Source organism: Gordonia sp. HS-NH1 (assembly GCF_001418765.1).
In the GTDB taxonomy this organism is placed as follows: Bacteria; Actinomycetota; Actinomycetes; order Mycobacteriales; family Mycobacteriaceae; genus Gordonia.
Genome location: NZ_LIYC01000009.1, coordinates 65,944 through 90,450, shown reverse-complemented (window position 1 = coordinate 90,450; position 24,507 = coordinate 65,944). Strand labels below are relative to the sequence as shown.

19 protein-coding genes are annotated in these 24,507 nt (G+C 69.0%); 9 read left to right on the top strand and 10 right to left on the bottom strand.

Annotated elements, in window-relative coordinates:
- Positions 1–32 precede the first annotated feature (32 nt).
- Entirely contained in the window at positions 33–683 is a 651-nt protein-coding gene (locus tag AMD30_RS09070; RefSeq protein ID WP_055475420.1) for a response regulator, read from the bottom strand.
- Entirely contained in the window at positions 680–1,813 is a 1,134-nt protein-coding gene (locus AMD30_RS09065; RefSeq protein WP_231632669.1) for a sensor histidine kinase, read from the bottom strand. The genes AMD30_RS09070 and AMD30_RS09065 overlap by 4 nt, the downstream gene beginning before the upstream one ends.
- A gap of 151 nt (positions 1,814–1,964) precedes the next feature.
- Here AMD30_RS09065 and AMD30_RS09060 point away from each other — a divergent pair, with 151 nt between their 5' ends.
- The 5 genes from AMD30_RS09060 (at position 1,965) to AMD30_RS09040 (ending at position 7,114) form a co-directional block, all read left to right on the top strand.
- Complete coding sequence (locus AMD30_RS09060; protein WP_055475418.1) at positions 1,965–2,888, top strand: ABC transporter ATP-binding protein; 924 nt, start codon at positions 1,965–1,967, stop codon at positions 2,886–2,888.
- Positions 2,885–3,697, top strand: a complete 813-nt coding sequence (locus tag AMD30_RS09055; protein WP_055475417.1) for an ABC transporter permease — start codon at positions 2,885–2,887, stop codon at positions 3,695–3,697. The genes AMD30_RS09060 and AMD30_RS09055 overlap by 4 nt, the downstream gene beginning before the upstream one ends.
- Before the next feature lie 103 nt (positions 3,698–3,800).
- Complete coding sequence (locus AMD30_RS09050) at positions 3,801–5,552, top strand: alpha/beta hydrolase (protein ID WP_055475416.1); 1,752 nt, start codon at positions 3,801–3,803, stop codon at positions 5,550–5,552.
- A 69-nt stretch (positions 5,553–5,621) separates the two neighbouring features.
- On the top strand, positions 5,622–6,560 hold the full coding sequence (locus AMD30_RS09045; RefSeq protein ID WP_055475415.1) for a helix-turn-helix domain-containing protein: 939 nt from the start codon (positions 5,622–5,624) through the stop codon (positions 6,558–6,560).
- Positions 6,560–7,114, top strand: a complete 555-nt coding sequence (locus tag AMD30_RS09040; RefSeq protein ID WP_055475414.1) for a dihydrofolate reductase family protein — start codon at positions 6,560–6,562, stop codon at positions 7,112–7,114. Before AMD30_RS09045 ends, AMD30_RS09040 begins: the two co-directional genes overlap by 1 nt.
- Positions 7,115–7,147: 33 nt before the next feature.
- On the opposite strand, the gene AMD30_RS09035 is transcribed toward AMD30_RS09040, so the two are convergent.
- Positions 7,148–7,807 (bottom strand): PaaI family thioesterase, encoded by a 660-nt coding sequence (locus AMD30_RS09035; protein WP_055475413.1) that lies wholly within the window; start codon positions 7,805–7,807, stop codon positions 7,148–7,150.
- Positions 7,808–7,907: 100 nt separating this feature from the next.
- Between AMD30_RS09035 and AMD30_RS09030 the strand changes: the two genes are divergently transcribed.
- Positions 7,908–8,750 (top strand): crotonase/enoyl-CoA hydratase family protein, encoded by an 843-nt coding sequence (locus tag AMD30_RS09030; protein WP_055475412.1) that lies wholly within the window; start codon positions 7,908–7,910, stop codon positions 8,748–8,750.
- A gap of 9 nt (positions 8,751–8,759) precedes the next feature.
- On the opposite strand, the gene AMD30_RS09025 is transcribed toward AMD30_RS09030, so the two are convergent.
- Positions 8,760–9,719, bottom strand: a complete 960-nt coding sequence (locus tag AMD30_RS09025; RefSeq protein WP_055475439.1) for an N-acetylglucosamine kinase — start codon at positions 9,717–9,719, stop codon at positions 8,760–8,762.
- Between the two features lie 147 nt (positions 9,720–9,866).
- Between AMD30_RS09025 and AMD30_RS09020 the strand changes: the two genes are divergently transcribed.
- Complete coding sequence (locus AMD30_RS09020) at positions 9,867–10,337, top strand: nitroreductase family deazaflavin-dependent oxidoreductase (protein ID WP_055475411.1); 471 nt, start codon at positions 9,867–9,869, stop codon at positions 10,335–10,337.
- 6 nt (positions 10,338–10,343) lie between these two features.
- Here AMD30_RS09020 and AMD30_RS09015 read toward each other — a convergent pair whose 3' ends face one another.
- Both AMD30_RS09015 and htpG read right to left on the bottom strand, forming a co-directional pair.
- Positions 10,344–11,339 (bottom strand): hypothetical protein, encoded by a 996-nt coding sequence (locus AMD30_RS09015; protein ID WP_055475410.1) that lies wholly within the window; start codon positions 11,337–11,339, stop codon positions 10,344–10,346.
- Positions 11,340–11,370: 31 nt separating this feature from the next.
- Positions 11,371–13,374, bottom strand: coding sequence for a molecular chaperone HtpG (gene htpG, locus AMD30_RS09010; RefSeq protein ID WP_055475409.1), 2,004 nt, complete (start codon positions 13,372–13,374; stop codon positions 11,371–11,373).
- Between the two features lie 174 nt (positions 13,375–13,548).
- On the opposite strand from htpG, the gene AMD30_RS09005 reads away from it, so the two are divergent.
- The gene (locus tag AMD30_RS09005) at positions 13,549–14,304 is read left to right on the top strand and encodes a PIG-L family deacetylase (protein WP_055475408.1); all 756 of its coding nucleotides are present in this window, start codon (positions 13,549–13,551) and stop codon (positions 14,302–14,304) included.
- A 103-nt stretch (positions 14,305–14,407) separates the two neighbouring features.
- On the opposite strand, the gene recD is transcribed toward AMD30_RS09005, so the two are convergent.
- From recD to AMD30_RS08985, 4 genes are read right to left on the bottom strand one after another with little or no spacing between them, the layout of a single operon-like run.
- Complete coding sequence (gene recD, locus AMD30_RS09000) at positions 14,408–16,270, bottom strand: exodeoxyribonuclease V subunit alpha (RefSeq protein ID WP_055475407.1); 1,863 nt, start codon at positions 16,268–16,270, stop codon at positions 14,408–14,410.
- On the bottom strand, positions 16,270–19,650 hold the full coding sequence (locus tag AMD30_RS08995; protein WP_055475406.1) for a UvrD-helicase domain-containing protein: 3,381 nt from the start codon (positions 19,648–19,650) through the stop codon (positions 16,270–16,272). Before AMD30_RS08995 ends, recD begins: the two co-directional genes overlap by 1 nt.
- Positions 19,647–23,129 (bottom strand): exodeoxyribonuclease V subunit gamma, encoded by a 3,483-nt coding sequence (recC, locus tag AMD30_RS08990; RefSeq protein WP_055475405.1) that lies wholly within the window; start codon positions 23,127–23,129, stop codon positions 19,647–19,649. The genes AMD30_RS08995 and recC overlap by 4 nt, the downstream gene beginning before the upstream one ends.
- 31 nt (positions 23,130–23,160) lie before the next feature.
- Positions 23,161–23,676, bottom strand: a complete 516-nt coding sequence (locus AMD30_RS08985; RefSeq protein ID WP_055475404.1) for an acyl-CoA thioesterase — start codon at positions 23,674–23,676, stop codon at positions 23,161–23,163.
- A 137-nt stretch (positions 23,677–23,813) separates the two neighbouring features.
- Between AMD30_RS08985 and AMD30_RS08980 the strand changes: the two genes are divergently transcribed.
- On the top strand, positions 23,814–24,419 hold the full coding sequence (locus AMD30_RS08980) for a GNAT family N-acetyltransferase (RefSeq protein WP_010843827.1): 606 nt from the start codon (positions 23,814–23,816) through the stop codon (positions 24,417–24,419).
- Positions 24,420–24,507: the final 88 nt, after the last annotated feature.

Below are 24,507 nucleotides of genomic sequence, written 5' to 3'. Positions count from 1 at the left end.
GGGTTCACGAAAAAGGGGTGGGTGTGTCGACGTCACACCATCCCGGCGTCGTGCATCAGGATCGCGACCTGGACCCGGTTGCCCGCGTCGAGTTTGGTGAAGATGTGCGAGATGTGCGCCTTGACCGTCGCAAGACTCATGTAGAGCCGTTCAGCGATCTCGGCGTTCGACGCCCCGCGGGCGAGCTCGACGGCCACATCACGCTCGCGTGCGGTGAGTCGGTCGACACGTTCGACCGCGGACGAGGTTCGGTGACCGCCGCTGGTGACGACCTGCTTGATCAACGCGGCGGTCACCGAGGGACTCAGGGCAGGTCGACCGTCGAGCACTTGGTGGATGGCCGCGACGATGTCGTCGGGTGGCGTGTCCTTGAGCAGGAATCCGTCGGCACCCATCGCGAGTGCGCGGACGACGTAGTCGTCGGCGTCGAAGGTCGTGAGCACGATGATCGCGGGTGGCGAGGCCAGTGCCTTGAAGCGGCCGGTGGCCGCGATCCCGTCGAGCACCGGCATCCGCAGATCCATGAGGACGAGATCCACGGGCGCCGTGGCATGGGTGTCGAGGGCCTCCTGCCCGTTGCCCGCCTCGGCGACGATGTCGAGGCCGGCATCACCGCCGAGGAGGAGCCGGAGTCCGGAACGGACGAGGGGGTCGTCGTCGACGATCATGATGCGGGCGGTCATGACTGCCACGGTAACCAGACGTGCAACAGGAACCGTTTGTCCTCGCTCACGGTCACCGACTGCCTGCCGCCGTGCAACCCGACCCGCTCGGCCAGGCCGACGAGGCCGAATCCTGGTGTGGGACCACCTGAACCCGCCGTCAGCGGTAGCGGATTCTCGACGAGCAGATCCACACCGTGCTCGGGTCCGCCCCGGATGTGCATGGTCACCGGCGCGCTCGGCGCATGACGCCGCGCATTGGTCAAGGCCTCCTGCACACACCGATACAGCGTGCGTGAGATCGCCGGGCCCAGCGAATTCACATCGATGTCGCATCGGCTGTCCACACGCATCCCCAGCCGGCGCGCCTCCTCGATCAGCGCGGCCAGGTCCGGAACCCCTTGCGGTTCCTCGGGCGCGGCGTCGCCGGGCCCCTCCCGCAGAACCCCGAGCACCTCCCGCAGCTCGGTCAACGCCAGGTGCGAGGTCTCCTGGATGGTCTGCGCCGTCTCGCGGATCTGCTCTCCGGACAGGTCCGAACGGTAGGCCAATGCGCCCGCGTACATGCTCATCGCCGAGATCCGATGCGCGAGGATGTCGTGCATCTCGCGTGCGATCCGCGCCCGTTCGAGCGAACGCGCCTGCATCACCTTCGCCTGCTGTTCGGCCTCGGAGGCCAGCGCGCGCGCCTGCCAGCTGGCGAGAAGCTCACGCCGCGAACCGATGTAGAGACCCCACGCGACCATCGCCGCCGTCGCGACCACCGTGACCGAGTAACTGACGATGACGGGATCGTTCGCCTCGGTCGGAGTGGCGAAGAAGGCGAGGGCGATGATCCCCGCGACAACGGACAACACCGCCTGCGGGATGATCTCGCGCCACCGACGCCGGGTCGACAGGGACACCATGGCGAGAATGCCCGGTCCGAGAGACGACGACGACACGATGGTCACGATGTTCGTGAACGTCGTGACCGGTACGGGATGGCTTCGGCGCCACCAGATGACGATGTAGGAGAGCACCCCGAGTGCGAGGTCGGCGACGAACCACCACCGGGCCTGGTCCCACAGGTACGACGCACGGGTGGCGAAGGTGCCGGCCGAGACGCAGAGCATCACCGCGAGCCGCCACAATCGGCTGGCCCACGTCATCGGTGGTTGGTACTGCTCAGGACGCACAACCGTCACCGTAGTCGGGCGCCGGTGGTGCCCGCGTCCTCCCGATGGGTGTCGACCCCTACGACTTTCGGTCGATACGACGCTGTCCGGAGGTCCGATGTGCACGCCGTGCGGAAACGACACGATGGACGACATGATCACAGTGAAGAATCTGACGAAGCGCTACGGCGACTACGTCGCAGTCGACGACGTGTCGTTCACCTGCCGCCCCGGGCAGGTGACCGGATTCCTGGGCCCCAACGGCGCCGGGAAGTCGACGACGATGCGGATCATCGCCGGGCTGACGCCGCCGACGTCGGGGGTGGCGCAACTCTACGGCGTCGACTACCGGTCCATCCCGAATCCCGGCACGCAGGTCGGCATCCTCCTGGACGCCTCGGCTCAGCACGCCGGCCGGACGGGCGCGGAGGTCCTGCGACTGTCGGCGATGACCATGGGCATCGGCCACGACCGCGTCGACGAGATGCTCGAGCTGGTCAGCCTCACCCCGGAGGAGGCCGGGCGACGAGTGCGCAACTACTCCCTCGGCATGCGCCAGCGTCTCGGTATCGCCGCAGCCCTGCTCGGGGACCCGAAGATCCTGATCCTCGACGAACCGGCCAACGGACTGGACCCGGCGGGCATCCACTGGATGCGAACCCTGCTGCGCGGGTACGCCGATCGCGGCGGCACGGTGCTGCTGTCGTCGCACCTGTTGCACGAGATCGAGATCGTCGCCGACGACATCGTCGTGATCGGCAACGGCCGGATCGTGGCCCAGGGCACCAAAGACGAACTGCTCGCCGGCGCCGGGACACGCGTCCGATCACTCGACGACGCGACCCTCGGCGAGGCGCTGAACGCAGCCGGGATCACCGTGCAGCGCAACGCCTCCGGCGGACTCGATGTCGACGCCGACCCCATCGACGTGGGCCGCGCCGCGGCCGCCGTCGGCGTCGTCCTCACCGAGCTGCGGCCCGCGGACGGCGCCCAGCTCGAGGCGATGTTCCTGCAGCTGACCGCGGACACCCAGCGTGAACACACCACACTCGAAGGAGCAGCCCGATGACCCTCGCCGACTTCGGCACCCCCGTGCCCCACACCGACGTGATCGACGTCGAGCGCCCCGGAATCCCGTTCTCCCGACTCGTCCGCGTCGAACTGCGCAAGCTCGTCGACACGCGTGCGGGTTTCTGGCTGACCGCCTCGATCGGAGTCATCGCGGCGATCGTCGTGATCGCGATGCTCATCGCGAACCGCAACAGCCCCGAGAACCTCAACCTCGGACAGTTCTTCGGGATGATGAACATCCCGACCGCCATCATTCTGCCCATCCTCGCGATCCTGCTCGTGACCGGGGAGTGGAGCCAACGCACCGCGCTGACGACATTCACCCTCGAACCCCGACGGCAGCGCGTCGTCGGAGCGAAGCTGGTGGCGGCGCTCCTCACCGCCGTCGCGGCGGTCGCGGTCGCGCTCATCCTCGGCGTCATCGGCAACGGGATCGCCGGTCTGGCGTTCCCCGATCCCGCCGGCTCCTGGGACCTCACGCTCGCCGGGTTCGTGAATTCGTTTGTCTCGCAGACCTTCGGCTTGCTGCTCGGTTTCGGCTTCGCCGCCCTGATCCTGAACACCCCGGGCGCGATTGTCGCCTACTTCGCGCTGCCCACCGCTCTGACCGTGGTCAGCCAGCTGGTCCCGTGGTTCAAGGACAATCTCGGCCAGTGGGTGGACACCGGCTTGACGAACGTGCCCTTTCAAGAGGGCGACTGGGCGACCGGGGGCGAATGGGCGAGGATGCTCGTCTCGGCAGTGATCTGGATCGGACTGCCCCTGGCGTTCGGGGTGCTACGGATTCTGCGGTCTGAGGTCAAGTAACGGACGCCGCTGGATGGCACGACGGTCACGGTCGCCGTAAGCGCCGCTGCCACACCGCGATCGGTGTTACGGTTTTCGGGTTCTCGAGAAAAGAGGAACCCACGTGTCGTCGACCACGCCCACCTCGCAACCACCTGCCGCTCCGGAACCGGACGACGCACCGGTTCCGGAGCAGTCCGGCGCCACCGGCCCGGCAGAAGAGAAGACGCCGTCGTGGTGGCGGCGGCGGCTCCACCGGTATTCCTGCGTCGGGTTGACGGTCGCGCTCGTCTTTCTGTGGCTGTCGGTGACGCCGTCGCTCCTGCCGCGCGGGCCGCTGTTCCAAGGCATCGTGAGCGGGGCCTCGGCCGCGGTCGGGTACGGCCTCGGTGTGCTGGTGTCCTGGCTGATCCGTTACATGATCTCCCGGGAGGAACCCTGGCCCGCGCCGATGCGCCGGCTCTGGGCGGCGCTGGGCCTGGCCGCGATCGCGGGCACCGTCGTCATGCTGGTCGCGTTCCAGCGGTGGCAGGACCAGGTCCGGACGATGATGGGGGTCGACCTCCTGTCCTGGACGGCCTACCCGCAGATCCTGCTCATCGCCGTGGTGGTCTTCGCCCTGCTGATGACCATCGGGCAGGCGTGGGGCGACGGGGTGAAGTGGCTCGTCCGGAAACTCAATCGCGTGGCGCCGCCGCGTATCTCGGCCTTCGCCGCGGCGACCATCGCGATCATCATCACGGTGCTGGTCCTCAACGGCGTCGTCGCCAACTACGGTATGCAGGCGCTGAACTCGTCGTTCGCGGCGGTCAACGACGAAACGACGGCGGACTCCAGTCCGCCGACCACCCCGCAGCGTTCGGGCGGTCCGGGTTCGCTGGTGACCTGGGATTCGCTCGGGCGTCAAGGCCGGATCTTCATCTCGGTGTCGCCCACCGTGGAAGAGCTGAGCGCGTTCAACGGGTCCCCCGCCATGGAACCGATCCGCGCCTACGTCGGGCTCGGCTCGGGTACAGATCTGCGTGCCAATGCCGAACTCGCCGCAGAGGAACTCGTGCGCGCCGGCGGGTTGCAGCGCAAACTCATCGCGGTCGCCTCCACCACCGGCACCGGATGGATCAACCAGGCGACGGTGGACTCGCTCGAGTACATGTACAACGGCGACACGGCGACGGTGAGCATGCAGTACTCGTACCTGCCGAGCTGGTTGTCGTTCCTCGTCGACAAGGAACGCGCGCGGCAGGCCGGGCAGGCGCTCTTCGAGGCGGTCTCGGAACGGGTGCGCGAGGTACCTGAGGCCCAACGCCCCAAGCTCGTCGTCTTCGGCGAGAGCCTCGGCTCCTTCGCGGCCGAGTCGGCGTTCGGGACCATCCCGGCGCTGAGCGCGCGCACTGACGGTGCCCTGTTCAGCGGACCGACCTTCAACAACAAATTGTGGGTGGACACGACCGGGTCACGCGACGACGGGACGCCGGAAGTGTTGCCCACTTACGACGACGGTCGACAGGTCCGATTCATCGCCGACGCACCGGACCTCGACAAGCCGACCACCGAGTGGACGTCGCCGTCGGGTCGCGCGGTTTATCTGCAGCACGCCTCCGATCCGATCTCGTGGTGGAACCCGCGACTGATCCTCCGCGAGCCGGACTGGCTCGAGGAGGAACCCGGACGCGACGTGCTGTCGGCGATGCGGTGGATCCCGTTCGTGACCTTCTTGCAGGTCAGCGCCGACATGGCGGTGTCGGTCGGAGTCCCCGACGGCCACGGACACAACTACATGTCCGCGATCCCGGCAGCCTGGGCCAAGATCCTGCAGCCGCCGGGCTGGACCGAGGCCAAGACCGAACGTCTGATCCCCCTGCTGACGAGGGACTGATCGGCACCGCCGCCCGGTGGAGCAATTTCGGTCGGGCGGGAACGGCTTTCGCGGTTCCATACTCAGAGGGTGACCTCTACCGACCGTGACCGTCTCCGGCAGCTTCTCGACGCGGTGCTGTCCGAGGACAACACCTCGCTCGACGACATGGCCTCGGGCGCCTACGCGTCGCCGTTCCACTTCACCCGGCAGGTCCGGCGCGGTGCCGGCGAGGCACCGGTGGCCCTGCGGCGCCGCGTCCTCCTCGAACGTGCGGCGTGGCTCCTCCAGCGGGGACAGTCGGTGACCGACGTGGCCTTCGAGTCCGGGTACTCGTCCGTCGACGGCTTCTCGCGTGCCTTCAGCCGCGCCTTCGGACACAGTCCCGGCCGCATGGGTGCGGTGGGAGAGCACAGCCACTGGCTGCCGGCGCCGAACGGCATCCACTTCCACTCGCCCACTGCGCTGTACGTCGACAGCGGCTCACCCACGACCGAGGATGCGGGCAACGTGGTGATGCTCATGATTCGCCACGACCTCGACGACATCGAGGCGCTCCTCGACGCCGCGAAGGGGCTCGACGCCGCGTCGTGGACCGCGCCGCGTTTCGCGGGTAACCAGCTGCTGTCCTGGAGTGGACCGGAAGAGTCTCTCGCAGAGGTCATTTCCCATCTCGTCGGCGACAAACTCCCCTGGTTGTCGACGATCGAGGGAGCCGACCTGCCGCCGGCCGCACTGACCCAACTGACCGACCTCATCGAGTTGCATCGCGACATCGCACCGCGCTGGCTCGCCCTGATCCGTGACATCGACCGACGCGGCGCGTGGCAGGACCGCGTGATCGACGCCTTGTGCGACCCACCCGAATCGTTCCTGCTCTCCCAGATCGTCGCGCACGTGTTGACGTTCTCCGCACATCGTCGGCTCGTCGCCCGCTGGATGCTGCGGGACTCCGGCGTCGACGTCACCGCCCCGACTCTCGATCCCGACCCGATCATGTGGCACCGCAAACACTCCGGAGGATTCTGATGGCATTCCGCTACTACACGGCAACGACCCTCGACGGCTTCCTCGCCGACGACCGGGACAACCTCGACTGGCTGCTCAGCCAGCCGCTCGAGGAGGGCGGGCCGATGAACTACGACGACTTCTTCCGGCAGGTCGGTGTCGCCGTGATGGGCGCGACGACCTACCGGTGGATCCTCGACCACGAGGTCTCCGACGGGAAGCCGTGGCCATACGACATACCGACGTTCGTCTTCACCCATCAGTCACTGACGCCGGTGTCGGACACCATCTCGGTGGTCGCCGGGAGCCCCGCAGACCTCCGTGACCGTCTGGTCGACGCAGCGGGCGACCGCCACGTCTGGGTCGTGGGCGGCGGCGACCTCGCCGCGCAGTTCGCCGAAGCCGGAATGCTCGACGACGTCATCGTGTCGATCGCGCCCGTCACCTTGGGGTCGGGCCGACCACTCTTCCCGCGCGCCTACGACTTCGAGTTGCAGGACTTCGCACGCAACGGCGCGTTCCTGTGTGCGCGCTACTCACCCGTAGGGCCGCGATCGACTCCCGCGGAGGTCTGACCGGTCGTCGGGCGACGGGCCGGCCCGCGGCGTTCAGCCCTCGCCGACCGAGTTCCGCATGGCGTCGGGCACCTCACCGCGAGCCCACCGCGGCAGGATGAAGATGCCCTCGGACTCGGCCGTGAGCTGGCCGTCGACCGAGATCGTCCCTGTGACGAACGTCTTCACACCCTCGACCCGATCGACGCGCGCCTCGCCGCGGATCACCCCGAGCGGCGTACCGCGCCGATACCGGACGGTGAGGGTGCCGGTCATCCCGGGCACACCCTGGAACTCCGCGGTCGAACCCAGCAGCTGGTCGAAGACGAGCGCGAGCACGCCGCCGTGGACGAGTCCGGCCGGACCCTCGTACTGGGGACCGAGTGCGACCTCGAGCCAGCTGTACTCGGATTCGTGATGGAGCTCGACCGGCGGTGCGATCGGGTTCCGCCGCCCCAGAACGGCATTGCCCCAGGACCGTTTGGTGCCGTCGGAGTTGAATCGGATGCCGAACGGGCCCGGCAGCTGGTCCTTCCGGAGGATCTCGGTGGCGGCGGCGATGAGCCGCCTCGCCTCCGCGATGTCTGTCTCACCGACCTCGGTGCGCACCGTCGCATCGATCAAGTCCCGGACGCTGCCCGCGATCGCGGACGCGAGTTCGGTCCGGTGCGCGAGTTCCTCCGGGTCGATGTCCTCCTGGATGTATCCGCTCATGTACCCATCTAACAGGGTCGACGCACCGCTCTCGGCCCGACCGGTCGCCGTCGGCGGATCCGGACACCGCCGGTTCTGACCGCCGAGTAGGCTCCCTCGCATGACAGACCACGCCTGGAACGACCGCGCCTGGACCGCGTTCGACATCACCGTCTCCGACCACATCGCCGAGGTCACCCTCATCGGCCCGGGCAAGGGCAATGCCATGGGACCGGACTTCTGGCAGGAACTCCCAGAGCTGTTCGGGCACCTCGACACCGATCCGGAAGTGCGCGCGGTGGTGCTGACGGGGTCGGGCAAGAACTTCTCCTACGGCCTCGACCTCGTCGCGATGGGCGGGACGCTGTCGGCCGTCCTCGCCGGGGACGCCAAAGCCGCGCCGCGCACCGAATTCCTCGACTCGCTGCGCACACTCCAGGCCGGCATCACCGCGGTCGCCGACTGTCGCAAGCCGGTCGTCGCGGCCGTGTCCGGCTGGTGCATCGGTGGCGGCGTGGACCTGATCTGCGCGGCCGATGTGCGCTACGCCAGCGCCGACGCCACGTTCAGTGTGCGCGAGGTCAAGGTCGGCATGGTCGCCGACGTGGGCACGCTCGCACGGCTGCCGTTCATCATCGGCGACGGCCACCTGCGCGAGCTGGCGCTGACCGGCAAGGACATCGACGCCGCTCGTGCCGAGAAGATCGGTCTCGTCAACGACGTCGCCGACGATCAGGACGCCGTCCTCGAACTCGCCCGGACAACCGCTCGCGAGATCGCGGACAACCCGCCGCTGGTCGTCCACGGCATCAAGTCCGTGCTCGACCATTCGCGCAGCGCCGCCGTCCACGACAGCCTCCGCTACGTCGCGGCATGGAACTCGGCATTCCTGCCCAGTGAGGACCTCTCCGAGGCCATTACCGCCGTCTTCGAGAAGCGCAAACCCGAGTTCAAGGGGCGCTGAGCCGGCGGTTCACCACGCGCGGTACACCTCCCCGGACAGCGGGTGCGCGTTGTCGAGATCGGCCAGGAGTCGCACGCCGTCGAACGGCCTGCCGTGCGGCGGTGCGACCGTCACGCCTGGGGATCGGCGAGACACGCTGTCCACGAATCGGTTTCGGAGTCGGTCACTCGCCGACATCACGCCTCCCACCCAACTCACGCGTGCGGGGTCGTCAGTGCCGTGGCCGCTGCGGTCCAGGGCGGTGACCGCCGCGGTGGCCAGTTCGTCGGCCGCATCGTCGATGATCCGCTGTGCCACCGCATCCCGGTCCTCCGACGCGGCGTCGACCGTCCGCGCGAAGCCGGCGACGCGCGCGACCCGGTCGGGATCGGCCTGCACCACCATGTACAACTCCGGCAGCGGACCGAACTCCTCCTCCGCGGCCATGCGCAGCGTAGTGTCGGGTCCCCGGCCGTCGAAGGCGCGGAGGGCTGCCGCGATCCCCGAGCGCCCGATCCAGTACGCACTGCCTGCGTCACCGAACAGGTGACCCCAGCCGTCGACGCGGCACACCCCGCCGCGGCCGACGCCGAGTGTGACCACGCCCGTCCCCACCGCGGTGACCGCACCGAACTCGTCGCGATTGGCGGCCAGATAGGCGGTCACCGAATCGTGGGCGAGCGCAACGGAAACGACGCCGACGCCGGCAAGTGCCTCGAGCAGGTCGACCGGGCGAGAGGCGTCGGGGGTCAGGCCGGACACCCCGGCCGCGATCACCGACCGGCCGACCGACTCATCGGCCGCCGGCTGGCCGGCCCCCGCGTCGAGGATGTCCCGCACCGTCGTGGCGATCTGCTCCACGACCGGCCGGTCGGTACGGATCGGCGGTGCCTCGTGGTCGGCGGCACCGCCGGCCGTCTCGATGCGGACGCGGGTACCGGTCTGGCCGCCGTCGATCAGGATGCGCGTCGCGCTGTCACCGGTGGGCATGGATCGCACGCTACCCGGGTGATCGCCGGCCTCGAGAGGGTCGCGCATATCGACGGCATCGTCGACCGCCGAGAGCACCTCGACGGCGTCGGCGGGATGTGCGGGGAGTCGACGCCGAGGCCGGGACGCACATGACACACTGGGCGCATGAGTGTGCGGCGCGGACTCGCGGTGAAGATCGGTTCGATCTCCTGGATGCCTCGGTTTCTCCCGCAGATCGTCAAGTGCGACAGCGTGATCCAATCGGTGTCGGGCAACCGGCTCAGCTTGCTCGACATCGGTGACCTGCCGAACATCACGATCCGGGTTCCGGGACGCAAGAGCGGCGCGATCCGGACGACGCAGCTCCTCGCCGCCCCGGACGGGTCGGACTGGCTGATCGCGGGGTCGTACTTCGGCGGCCCGAAGATGCCGGCGTGGGTGTTCAATCTCCGAGCTGCCGACGAGATCGAGATCGTCGTCCACGGCGAGGTGTCCGCAGCCGTGCCCACCGAACTGTTCGGCGCCGACCGGGACGCGGCCTGGCAGACACTGCGCACCGTCTGGCCCAACTTCGATCTGTACGAGCAACGCACCGACCGCCGTATCCCGGTGTTCCGGCTGCGGCCACTGACCTGATGCCGGTCAGCCGTCGGTGACGAACTCCGGTCGGCTGTCGGTGAGATCGACATGGCCCACGAGATACTGCTCGTCGACCGTCTCGACCCGCGGCCCGTCGGCGTCGTAGTCGGGGGTGTAGGACACCCGCCAGCGCACGGGTCCGACCACATCGACGACCCCCAGACCGGATCCGCTCCGAGTGCCCCTGTCCCCCGGTGCATCCGAACCCGGATCCCGGAGCAGATATCGCAGACCGGACAAGTCCCTCGGCGCGGTCCACCGCACACTGCCGTCGACCGCGGAGCGATACAGCCGTTGGGTGCAGCCCTCGACCTGCCGGCCCGCATCGGCGCGGCTCGACGCCGCACACGCGGTCAGGTGGGCCGACACCGCGTCGCTGACGGCCCCGGTGCCGGCGGCACTCAGCTCGCCGACGACCCGCACCGTCATGGGTGCTCGCGGCGTGGTCGGGTGATCGTCATCCGACGCGCGCGCGACGAAATCGGTGTCGCGGGAGCCCCAGCGCTGCGGTCCGGGGAACAGATGGACCGTGTCGCCCTCCTCGACCTCCGCACCGAAGAGCGTCGGCTGCACGACAGCCAGCGAGACGATCCGAACCGCGACCGCGCCGTCGACGACCGCCCACCCGTCGGCGACCCGCGTGGTCCGGATCTCGGTGTCGACCACCCGCGTCCCCATTCGGTACCGCGCCCGGACCTTCGCCTCCGGTTCGCCGTCGGCCGCAGGCTGCACCTCGATGTCGCCGAGAGGTGCGGCAGCGCGTTGTGCGCGCAGGACGTTGTCGGTCAGGAACCGCGCATCGGGACGCGGGTCGATCACGCCCAGAGCGGCGTCGGCGTCGGCGTCGGCAAGTGCATCGAGATAGGTGCGGACGGCGTCGGCCGGGGTGGCCGCCCGCTCGTCTTCGCGGGCCAGACCGACGACGAGCGCGGCTACCAGCACCATCGTCAGGACAACCGCCACGCCGCCGAAGACGATGATCCGTCTCCGGCGGCTCACCGGCGGCCTGTCCGTGGTCCGGCTGGAGCGATCAGGACTCCGAACCGGCCGCCGACCCGTTCCCGGTGAACGCCTCGGTGAGGCGGCCGGCGAGGATCTTCGCGAACTCGGCCGGGTCGTCGAGCTCGCCGCCCTCGGCGATGACGGCCATGCCGTACAGCAGCTTCGCGGTGGGCACGAGCTGCTCGTGATCACCCGCTCCGTAGGCCTTGTTCAGAGCGGCGACGAGTGGGTGATCGGGGTTGAGTTCGAGGGCCCGCTTGGACTTGGGGAACTCCTGCCCCGACGCCCGGTACAGCTTCTCCAGCTGCGGTGACATCGAGAACGTGTCACCGACGAGACATGCCGGCGATTCGGTCAGGCGCGAGGAGAGCCGCGTCTCGCTGACATCGTCGGAGAGGGTGCTCGTGAGCCACTCCAACAGATCCGCGTAGGTCTTGTTCTGCTCTTCCTTGGCGGAGTCGTCGGTGTCCTCGTCGTCACCCTCGAGGTCGACAGCACCCTTGGCGATCGACTGGAACGTCTTGCCGTCGAACTCCGCGCCCGCCGAAACCCACATCTCGTCGACGGGATCGGACAGGACGAGGACCTCGATCCCCTTGGCGCGGAACGCTTCCATGTGCGGCGAGTTCACGATCTGCTGACGCGATTCGCCCGTCATGTAGTAGATCGTGTCCTGACCGCTCTTCATCCGGCCGATGTAGTCGGCGAGTGTGGTCAGCTCATCCTCGGAGTGGGTGGTGGCGAACGACGACGCCTTCAGGAGCGCATCGCGGTTGTCCGGGTCGTTGACGAGCCCTTCCTTGAACACCCGGCCGAAGGCATCCCAGAAGGTGCGGTAGTCCTCGGGACGACCGGCGCGCATCTCGGTGACCGTCGAGATGACCTTCTTCGTCAGACGGCGACGGATGGCACGGATCTGACGATCCTGCTGCAGGATCTCCCGGGACACGTTCAGCGAGAGGTCGGCCGCGTCGACGACACCCTTCACGAAGCGCAGATACTCCGGCATCAGTTCGGCGCAGTCGTCCATGATGAAGACGCGCTTGACGTAGAGATGGATGCCGACCTTGCTGTCCCGCATGAACAGGTCGAACGGCGGCTGCGTCGGGATGAACAGCAGGGCCTGGTACTCGAAGGTGCCCTCGGCCTGCAGCGTGATGGTCTCCAGCGGCGAATCCCAGGCATGGGAGACGTGCCGGTAGAACTCCTGGTACTCCTCGTCGGTCACTTCCGAGCGCGACTTGGCCCAGAGCGCCTTCATCGAGTTGATCGTCTCCGGCTCGACGATCGTCGTCGTCTCCGGTGTCTTCGCCTCGCCCGCGTCCTCGGTGTCGGCGTCGGGGGTCTCCACCGGGACCGTCTTCTCGACGTTCATCCGGATCGGCCACGCGATGAAGTCCGAGTACCGCTTCACGAGCTGACGGAGCTTGGTCTGATCCGAATAGTCGTAGAGGTGGTCCTCGGTGTCGACGGGCTTGAGCGCCAACTTGACCGAGGTGCCCTGCGGCGCGTCGGGGACATCGTCGATCGTGTACGTGCCGTCACCGGTCGACTCCCAGCGGGTACCGGTGGTCTCCCCCGCCTTGCGGGTCACCAGGGTGACCTTGTCGGCGACCATGAACGTCGAGTAGAAGCCGATACCGAACTGGCCGATCAGTTCCTCGGCAGCCGCGTCGGACACCCCGTTCGCACGTGCCTCCGTGAGCGATCGGCGTAGTTCGGCCGTGCCCGAACGGGCCAGCGTGCCGATCAATCCGACGACCTCGTCACGGGTCATGCCGATCCCGTTGTCGGCGACGACCAGCGTCCGTGCCTCCGCGTCCGGGTCCAGGGTGATGTGGAGATCGGAGGTGTCGACGTCGAGGTCCTTGTCGAGCAGGGACTCGAGCCGCAGCTTGTCCAGCGCGTCGGATGCATTCGAGATCAACTCGCGCAGGAAGCTGTCCTTGTTCGAGTAGATCGAGTGCACCATGAGATCCAGCAGCTGCCGGGTCTCGGCCTGGAACTCGTGGACTTCGGGCTGAGCGCTCATCGCAGACCTCCATGTTCTGTTCTCGTGCACCGGGCGGCGGGGATCTGTCGCACCGGTGCGACACGTGGGGACGGACACCGACTTTACCGAGCGGTGGTGTGGCTACCCTGGGTCGGGGACCGACTAACCCGGGCGGCATCCGTGCCGGCCGGGAACGATCAGGAAGCCAGGTGGATGGGCACACCACGACTGCTGTTGGTGCACGCGCACCCTGATGACGAATCCCTGTGGACCGGCGGCCTGATCGCGCGTCACACCGACGCCGGCGGCGAGGCGGACCTCGTCATGTGCACCTGGACCGACGGCACGATCAGGCACCGCGAACTCGCCGACGCGGTGAACATCCTCGGGATGCCCCGCCCGCCGATCATGCTCGGCTATGCCGACGACCGGCGACCGGAGTCGGCCCCCGATGCGGAGCGGTTGTGCGACGCGTCGTTCGACGAACAGGTCCGCGCACTGACCCACCACATCCGCGCCCTGCAACCGGACATCGTGATCACCTACGACTCGCTGGGCGTCTACGGTCACCCGGACCACGTCCATGCCCATCGGCTCGCGTGCGCGGCCGCGGATGCCGCGGCGTCGACGAAGCTCTATCACCGCGCCGGGCCGGCCTGGCGGGTCCGTTCGTTGTACTTCGCCACGATCCCGGAATGGATGATGGACATCCTCGCGGAGAGCCTCTTCGCGGACATCCCGCGGGCGCAGTTGCCCGGGACGCCGGAGTCCGAGATCGACGTGGTCGTCGACGTGTCGGATCTCGCGGCCCGGAAGCGGGCCGCGGTCACCGCCCACCGTTCGGAGATCCCTCGCAGCCGGGCCATCTCGGGCTTCATGACGTTGCCCGACGACGTCCAGGAGAAGCTGCTCGGCGTCGAGTGTTACCAGCGGCGAGACCTCGTCCCCGGTGGGTGCGACCTGTTCTAGGACGGTCGACGAGTTACCCCGCGCCCGCAAACCCACCCCTTTTCCAGATTCTCACCGCGCTCGGACCGGGTGGGTTTACGGAAAAGGGGTGGGTTTGCCGGAATCACTCCGTATCCCCGAACGGTGTCACCGCTGATCGCAGACCGCTGGCCCGCTGCACGCGTCGATCGACCGCCGCGGCGAGGACCTCTGGCGTCCCGACGATCCGCACGCGCTCGCGGGCTCGGGTGATGGCGGTGTAGAGCAGCTCCCGGGTGAGCAACTCCGACCCCGGGGGAGGAAGGATCACCGTGACCTGCCGGAACTGACTCCCCTGGCTACGGTGGATCGTCATCGCGTGGACCGACTCCACGTCGGCGAGTTGCGTCGGGTGCAGCAGTCGGACAGATCCGCCCCGCCGGAAGGCGACCCGGACGGCGTCGGCTCCCTGCTTTCGGCCGTCGGGGTCGGCGATCACGACACCGGTGTCACCGTTGAACGTCGACGTCTGACGATCATTGGCGGTGACCAGGATCGGCTGTCCCGGATACCATCCGGTGTGCTCCGCGCCTGCGGTACCGAGCCACTCGGTGATCCTGGCCGACCATCCGCGGACGCCCGACGACCCTTCACGGTGCGCGCACAACACACGGTGGGTGTCGAGGGCATCGAGGGCGGCTTCGGCATCGGCGTCGCGGGCAGCCGTTCGAAGGGCCCTACCCCACTCGACGACATCAGCACGCACGTCGTCGAGGTCATCGGCTGACACGAGCTCGACGTTCGGAACGTCATCCGCGGTCACGAGTCTCACCACCTCGTCGGCGTCGCCGGAATTCACGGCGGCGGCGACCCGAGAGATGCCACCGCCGAACCGGAACTGCCGCCGCAGGGTAATGACGCCGTCGGCGAGGCGATCCGTGTCGGCCGGGTCCAGGTCTTCGCCGGCCGGACCCACCGCTTCCAGCGCGGCCTGCGACGCCCTCACCGCAGCGTCCGAGTCCGCCTGCACCCCGATGACATCGGTCCGTTCGACGAGGTCGGCCAGCACCGCACCCGCCTCGACCGACGCGAGCTGATGCGGGTCACCGACGAAGATCACGCGCGCGTCGGGCCGGACCGCGTCGAGCAGCCGGCTCATCGCGGTCATCGACAGCATGGATGTCTCGTCGACGACGATCACATCGTGCGGCAATGTACGCCCGCGGCCATACCTCGGGTTGGCTCCCGGGCGCCAGCCGAGCAGCGAGTGCAGGGTGATGGCGTGCGCCGTGACCGGCACCGTCGACTCCGCCTCCACCGAGGCCTGCAACTGGGCGGCTGCCCGGCCGGTGGGCGCACACAGTCCGATCCGGAGGCCGGGGCCCTGCAGCGCGTCGAGTACGGCGAGAATGCGTGCGACGGTGTAGGTCTTGCCGGTGCCCGGACCGCCCGCCAGGACGGTCGTCCACCGGGTCGCGGCGACCGCGGCGGCGAGCTTCTGCAGCCGGCCGTCCTCCGGCGAGGTGTACACGGCGGCGATCGCGGCGCGCAGGGCGTCGGCGTCGACGGCCGGTGACGTCTGTGCGCGGCGGGCCAGCGTGTCCCGGATCGTCTGCTCCTGCCGGAAGTACTTCTGGAGATAGACCAGCGGCCCGTCGACGGACTGCCGTACGACCAACGGACGCAACGGACCCGCCTCGCTGCCGGCCACGAGCGGACTCTCCAGCAACGCGTGGAGCATCGCATCCGACGACGGGACCGTGAGATCCGGGCTGGTCTCGCCGGCCAGGTCACCCAACCGGTCCAGTGCCAGGCACGTCGAACCCAGCCGCACCGCGCGTACCGCGAGCGCGGCGCCGAGGCGCGCGGTCTCGGAGACCGGTTCGGCGCACATCGCCACGAGCCGATCGGTGATGTGCACGTCTGCCGCGGCCAGCACACCGGCCTCGTTCCACTCGGCGAGCACACCGGTGGCCCACTCAGTCACCTGCACATCGGAAGTGGACATCAGGATGCTCCCGCCAGCGCGTCGGACAGCGCGATGATCAGCTCTGCGGGCAGGTCCCACTCGAACACGCCGCAACCGGGCGGAGTATCCGGACCGGCCATTCCGCGTACGAAGTGGTACTGCACCGGACCGAGATGCCGGACCGGATCGTAATCCTGTACGCGCCATCGCAGATATCTGTGCAGCGCAACGGAATACAGCATCGCCTGCAGTGGGTAGTGGGCCGCGGTCATCTCGCCCGCCATCGCCTCGGTGTCGAAATCCTCGACGAGGAGGTCGCCCGGACGGATCCGGTTGGTCTTGTAGTCGACGACGACGTAACGCCCGTCCGGGGTGCGCAGCACCGAGTCGATGCTGCCCGTGAGGAACCCGCGGAGTTCTCGGGCGGGGAGTTCGCGCAGGTGATCGGCGTAGTCCCGCAGCGGATCCCCGCCGGGCAGATACCGGTCCAGGAGCTCGGCGAACCGCCCGGGGGTCGCCCCACCGCCGCCGGATGTGCGGTCGGCCGGTCCCAGCGGGAGCTCGAAGTCGAGCTCGGCGAGCCGATCGCCCGGTTCGACACCCCAGAGGTCGCCGAATCCGAGTGGGGTGGTGAGAACGCCCACCAGTGCGGTGACCAGCACATCGGCGTCGATGTCGGCCGGCAGGACCCCCAGGGCGCGTGAACAGAGCTCGCGCACATGGGCGTTGATGTCGGGCGCCGAGGTGTCGACATACTCGAGGACCTCGTGCACCAGGGTTCCGAACGCCGCACCGTAGGGCAGCCCGTTCATCAGCGACGGCGTTCCGGCCCGGTCGGCGTCCGGATTCGTCTCGTCGACCTCGGTCGGATCGGCGACCGGCTCGTCGGTCAGAATGTCCTCGGTCGGTTCGCTGCCGGTGGTGACGACCGGGCCGGCGGGCGCACCGGGTGCGCTGTGCGCGACGTCGGCGACGATGGCCGAGTACGACGTCCGACGCCATTCCTGATCGATGCCACGCCGAAACCGTGCCACCCCGAGGGTTGCGGCCTCCCCCTCGGACCGCGGCGGGGCCGCCACCGCGGCTGCCTCGATCCGGCCGGCGGGCTCGACAGAGATCGCCGCGTCGCGTTCGGCCAGGGCGCGAAGCTCGCTCACGCAGGTGGGGTCTTCGTCCGGAATGGGCACATCAGAGGCGACGGACCACACCGATTCGCCGGTCTCGGAAGGGATCCGCGTCGCGGTGCCGCGGCCGAAGATCAGGCGGTGCAGCGGCCCGCTCGTGGTGTTCATCGACGGCGCCCACCACGCGACGACCTGCGACTGCGCCCGCGTCAGGGCCACGTAGAGCAATCGGAGATCCTCACCGGCGGTCTCTTCCGCATAGCGTTTGCGCCGGGCCGCGCGTCCGGGGGCCTGCCCACCGCCGACATCGAGACGCCGCGTACCCGATTCGTCGTGGTAGGTGATGTTGCCGCGGTCGCCGATCCACGTCCCGTCCCAGCCGTAGGGAACGTAGACGATCGGGAACTGCAGCCCCTTGCTGGCGTGCACGGTCATGATCTGGACTGCCTGGGTGTCACGGTCGAGCCGGCGGCTCTGATCCTCGTACCGTTGCCGCGCGGACGTGTCCGCGATCCGCTCGGCCAGCCACTCCACGAGGGCGCTGAGTCCCGCCGAGGTCTCCACGACGTGCTTGTTGCACAGCGCGGACACCTGCAGCAGATCGGTGAGGATGCGTTCCCCGTTCTCGGTGGCCAGCACCCGAGCCGCGACCCCATGCGCGTCGAGGAGCCGCTGCGCCATCGCGGCGAACCCGCCTTGGACAAACACTCTTGCAAGCGAGGACATCTCGGCGCCGAGCTCGGCGATCGCCGGTTCACCCGCGGTCGCCACCTGCTCGGTCGACCAACCGAGGAGTGTCGTGAGTGCGGCCAGCCGCACCCGGTCGGCGCGGGAGGGCTGTTCGATGGCGCGCATCACCCACAACCAGTGCTGGGCCGCGGTCGTCGAGAACACGTTGACCCCCGAGCCGATGACCGAGTTGATGCCGCGCGCGGCCAGTTCGCGCTGCAACGGCTCGATGGTGCTGTTGAGCCGCACGAGGATCGCGATGTCGCCAGGGTCGACCAGGCGAGAGACTCCGTCGACCTCGAGCCGAGCCCTCTGGGCCAAGGTGTGCGCGATGTCGTCGGCGACGTCGACCGCGATCCGGGCGCGGACGTCCTTCACCGAGGGCAGGTTGTAGGAATTGCGGGTGGAGAAGTCGTTGCGCAGGAACGCACGGATCCGCAACGGTGGCCGGTCGTCCAGACGGCTCCCCGCGTGCGCAGCGGAGACGGGATGCACGACGATGCCCGGATGTCCCAGCGCGGCTTGGCCATACAGATGACCGAGGGCGTCGACCAGGGCGCCGTCGGATCGGCGGTTCACGTCGAGCGCCTGGAGGGTGTCGGCGGAGGACACCGCGGCGAGGTAGCTGAGGACCTCGGCACCGCGGAATCCGTAGATCGACTGTTTGGGATCGCCGACGAGGATGAGGCGGCGGTGTCCGTGGAAGCAGCGGCGCACGATCTCCCATTGCAGCGGATCGGTGTCCTGGAACTCGTCGACCAGGACGACGGTGAAGGTGTCGCGGATTCGGCGGCACGCGCGCTCGCCGACCACCGGGTCGGTCACGATCCGGTGCAGGATGGCCTGCAGGTCGTCGTAGGTCCGCACGCGCGCATCGCGTTTCCGGGTCTCGACGATGCGGCGGACCGCGGACGCGAAACTCACCCGGCGGGCGGCGACGGCGTCAGCCCCCGGCCCATCGGTCGACTCGGACTCGTCCGGCGCCAGCGCGACCGACGCCTGACGCACCGCGTCGCGGGCGATGGCGCGGGCCTCGGCGAAGTCGAACTCCGGTGTGTCACTGGCCCAGAATCCTCGCAGGTACAGGTCCAGAGCCACCTCTTCGGTGAGCTCGTCGACCTCTTCGACGATCGAGTAGACCAGTTCACGCTCACCGAGAAAGCCGAGCGCCTCCAGCATGCGGTTGCAGAACGTGTGGGTGGTCGCGATCGTCGACGCGTCGAAGTCGCTCAGGGCGCGGGCCAGATTGTGGCGGCGCGCGGCCACCTCGGCCGGAGATCCCTGCGCCAGCATCTGCAGCAACGCGTCGTGGTCGGGCACCGGTCCGGTCCGGCCGAGCCCGTCGAGCAACTCCCGCACGCGGTCTCGCATGCGTTCGCGCAGTTCGGCGGTCGCGGCCCGACTGAACGTCACGAGCAGCATCTCCGAGATGGGAACCCCCTCGGCGATGTGCCGGGCGGCGAGACCGACGATCGCGTAGGTCTTCCCGGTGCCCGCGCTCGCCTCCAGAACCGTGGTGTGGTCCGGCAGGTCGGCGGTGATGTCGAAGGTGGCCGGGCGTCTCATGTGCCCTCCCGGTGCTGATTGAGCGGCACCCACACGGTTCGAGCCAGGCCGGCGAACAGCGGCTCTCCCTCGGTCATGGCCAACTCGACACCGCCGATGGTTCGTTGCTCGGCTGCCGGGTCGTCGAGGAGGTCGTCGAACTCGACATCGGCCAGTACGTCTCCTCCGAAGGCTAGCTTCACGTAGGGGTCGTTGGCGGGACCGAACTTGTCGTCGAAGGTCCTGCGGGCATTGGCCAGCGAGAAGGTGCTCCGCCGGCCGGGACCGTCGTTCTCGACGAAAGTGCACGCCGGTTCCAACGGCAGCGGCAGCGGGCGACGCAGACCCTCGTCGCGCAGTCGGACGAGGTCGTGGAGCAGCGAGACCGGATCCTCGGGACGCCGGAGCCTGACGGTGCTGGTCCCACCGCCCCGTGCGGCACGCCCGACCAGGACCGCCGACTCGACCGGTCGGGCTTCGGGGTTGCCCTGAGTCGCCGCGGCGGCGACCGCGAGGAGCGTGATCCAGCCACTGAGTTGCTGTTTGGCCTTGAGTTTGGAATAGGTCGCCCGTACCACCGCGGCCGGTCCGGTGTCGCCGAACACGTCGCCGACCGTGCCATGCACCCGGCGTCCGTCGGGCAGGCGGACCAGGACGTCGAGGGTTCTGGGAGTCCCCGACCGCAACGGCTCGACGACGCCGTGCAAGCGGGTCACCGCCCGCGAGATCGCGCGGAGCTCGCGGGTACCGAACGCGAACGGCGGCAGGGTGCCGCGCCGGAGTTCGGCCGCTTCGCAGTCCGCGATCGACACCCCGGTCAGCATCCGGGACAGGAACCGATCGCCGATTCCCCACTTGTCCAGCGGTTCCAGTTCGACGTCGAGCTGGTCGTCGTGCGGCCGGTCGTCGTCGGGAATGCGGGCACCGAGTCGTTGCCGGACGAACGCGACGATCGGATCCACGTGGAAATCGATGAGCGTCGCGAGGTCGATGTCCTCGGTGTCGAAAGTGCGTTCCGGCGCGGGCAGTACCTCGTGCGCGGCAACCACCGGACGCTGCGACGGCTCGCGCAACGCCTCGGCGCCGGCGAGCATCGACGCATCGTGGCTGAACGGTCCCGGAATGCCCGGCACCCCACCGGGAGTGAAGTTCCGCGCATCGAACCCGTGCAGAGAGTGCCGACGGAGAACGCTGGTGCCGGTCAGGCCGGTGAGGGTGTCCGTGAGTTCGCTGACGACCACGGCGGGCGGGATCCGCCGGCCCGACACCGGATCGGCACCGCTGTAGAAAACCAGGAGTGCGTCCTGCGCCGCGCAGATCGCGTCGAGGAAACACTGCCGGTCCTCGTCCCGCGGGTTACGCTCCCCCACCAGCGGATCGACGCCGAGGACGTCGTCTCCGTCGATGCGCTGCACACGCGGGAAGACCTCCGCGTCCACACCGAGGAGCACGATCACCCGATGCGGCACCGAGCGCATGGGCACCATCGTGCAGACGGTGAGTTCTCCGGTGCGGAAGTTCGAGCGCGTCGGCCGGCCCGCGACCAGAGCCGCCAACAGGTCCCGCACGTCTGCCAGGCGCAGTACCTCCTCCGGCTCGACCGGCCGGGTGTCGCCGAAGGCCTCACTCAGCATCCGGATGGCCTGCGCGCGTTGCCAATCGTCGACGGGCTCGGTCGCCGTGAGAGAGGAGACGGCATCGATGAGCGTCTCCGCCCAGCGGTGCGCGGGCGCGGCTTCCCGCAGTTCGGCCAGCACGCGTCCGAGGCGGGAGAGGAACTCGTCGAACCGGCCGACGAGGTCGATCCCGGTGCTCTCGACGCCGGCCAGCGGGAGTGCGGTGCCGAGCCATTCATCGTCGGACTCCTCGGCGACGACGCCGAGGGAGATGCGATCCAGGCCGGCATCGAAGGTGCCCTGACGGAAGCGTTCGAGACCGTACCGGGCCCGTTCGGCGACGCCCAGACCCCAGCGGACATTGCTGTGCGCCAACCATTCCCGGATGAGGTCGAGGTCGTCGTCGGTCATCGCGAATCGTGTTCGTACCGGCGGGGCCCCGAGGAGGTCGACGACATCACCGGCGGTCACGCGTCCCGCGGCCAGCTCGACGACCCCGACGATCACGTCGAGGATCGGGTTGACGTGACGGATTCCGCGGTCGGCCAGCCGAACTCGGAGGTCGAAGGCCGGATGCGGCAGTCCCGCCTGACCGAACGCACCACGGATCAGGGGCGCGAAGGTCTCGACATCGGGACACATGATGAGGACGTCGCGCGGCTGCAGCTCGGGATCGTCGGCGAACAGATGCAACAACCGATCCCGCAGCACCTCGATCTGGCGCTCGGGTCCGTGACAGGCGTGCACCTCGACCGACCGGTCCGCGACTGCCGACGACGATGCGAGGCCACCGTGCGCGATGCCGACGGGGCCGGAATCACCTGAGGAGTCGGTGACGTCGGGCGCAGGGTCGAGGTCATCGCGGATCCCCGACTGGACCGCGTGTAGCGCCGAATCCGCGACCACCGGCTGCCGCGGCGGATGGTGGACGTCCCGATCCACGATCGGGGCAAGCCGCAACTGCAGTTCCTGTAGATCCCGGGAGAGGCCGGCCAGCAACGGGTTTCGCAGTTCGGGGAGCTCGCGTTCCCCGCGCCTCGGCGGAACCCCCTCGTGGGCATCGCGGTCGACGAGGGCTCCGAGTTCGTCCCACAGGCGCGGACTCGGATGCGGAACGAACAGGTGGACATCATGGTGGACGGCCGCGGCGGCGGCGATCTGACGGAACGACTCGGTGATCCGCGTCGGCCCGAACACCGACAGTCGTTCCGGCAACCCGCCGGCCGCGGGGTCGGCGCGGAGGCGATCGCAGACGGCGGCGAGATCCTCCGCGGGATGCGGTCGGCCGATCTCCTCGCGGACCGCACGCCAGAACGCCGGCTGCCAGGCGAGGTCATCCCGCAGTGGTCGACCGGCGCCGTCGAGGTCGTCACCGGCGGCCCAGTCGGCGATCAGGGACGGCCGCGACCGCCCGTACCGGTCGAACAGTTCGGCCAGATGCCGCGCAGTGGCGTAGCGGCGTCCGATCCGGGGCGAGGAGGCATCGCCGGCTCCGATGTGCCGCGCGATGACGTCCAGAGCGGGATCGTCGATCCGGTCGTCGAGGACGCGCAGCACCGGCCACGTCAGCTCGGTCGCGCGCCACGGGTCGTCCGGCGCCGTGAGCGAGGCGGCGGTGTTCAGACGGGTTCCGCCGAGCACCGCGGCGCCGATCGCGTCCGCCAGACGGGACGGCCCGGTGAAGTCGATGTTGGCGGCGATACCGTCGCCGCCGGCACCGGTCCCCAACCGCCGTGCCAGATGCTGGGCGAGCCACCGCTCGACCCCGGCGGCGGGGACCGACACGATCTCCGGACGCATCGGATCGTCCAGCGGATGCGTCAGGACGTCGGCCAGGGCGTCGGCCAGCGTGTCGGTGCGTTCGGCGCGGTGGAGGATCAGCATCGGAAGGGTGTGCCCGTCGGGCGCGGGCCGGTCAACCCGCGACGTCCGGCCGGGGTGTGTGGAACCGCACCGGTTCCCCGAGCCGTGCCGACAGAAGTCCCCGGGCGTCGTCGGGAATCGGGGTCGGTCGGCCGGTGTCCGGGTCGACGACGACCATCGTGGTCTCGGCGGTGGCGCACAACGTCCCGGACTGGTCGAACAGGCGCAGGGCCATGACGAACGACGACCGGCCGACGCGTCCGATGCACGTGCGGACGTGCACGGGGTCGGGCGAGTAGTGGACGGGAGCGGAGAACTCGATGTCGTGGCGGACGACGAGGAACGAGAACCGCCGCGGGCGGTCGGGCATCCATTCGATGAACGAACGCACGCGGCTCTCCTCGAAGATCCGGGAGATCTGCACGTTGTTGATGTGGTTGTTGATGTCCATGTCACCCCACCGCAGCGCAACCGGGACGTCGAGGTGATAGTCGGGCCCGGCAGAACCGGCTGCGTGCCCGTCGGGATCGAGGGCGTCGGGATCGAGGGCGTCTGGGTCGAGGGCCACGGCGCAGATCTTAGTGCGGGACACGCGTGCGGCGAACTGCCGGAGTCACCGACGGCCAGACCGTAGACTCACTCGCCGGGGGTCAGAACCACAGGCGAATCGGTGCGCGCACCCCCGGCGCGCGGTGAGGGGCTCGGGTGAACATCGACACGGTACGGGCTCGGCTGCGCCCGGTGTCCGCCGTCGATGTCGACGAGCTCGTGCACCTCGACAGTGATCCCGAGGTCATGCGCTATGTGAGCGGCGGTGCGGCCACCCCGCGCGCCGTGATCGAGGACTGGATGCTCCCCCGTGCCGAGACCGAGCGTCGCAAGTACGGCACCGGCACCTGGATTCTCTGCGACCCCGCCACGACCGCTTTCCTCGGCTGGATCTCGCTGCGCACCCCACGGCACAGCTGCCGGGCCGAACTCGAACTGAGCTACCGCCTCCGCCGCACGGTGTGGGGTCGCGGGCTGGCGACCGAGGCGGCGTTCGCCCTCGTCGCCTTCGCGTTCGACCACCTCGGGACCGAACGGGTCTTCGCCAGCACCGTCGCCCGCAACGCGTCGTCGCGGCGGGTGATGGAGAAACTGGGCATGACGCTCTGCGCGATCCACCTCTGCGACGATGCCGCCGACTCGGCCGACCTGCTGACCATCCACCCGGACCGGGACCGCTCCGAGGTCGAGTACGAGATCCTTCGCGCCGACTGGCAGCAGCGATCGCAGCGCTGGTCGTCGGCCGGCGGTCTCACCGCGTGAGCACAACACCCCTCTGGCCGCGCCCATCGGATCATCATTGACTACCGTTGAGAACATGCACGGTCGTACTCCGGCCCCGGCGCTGCAC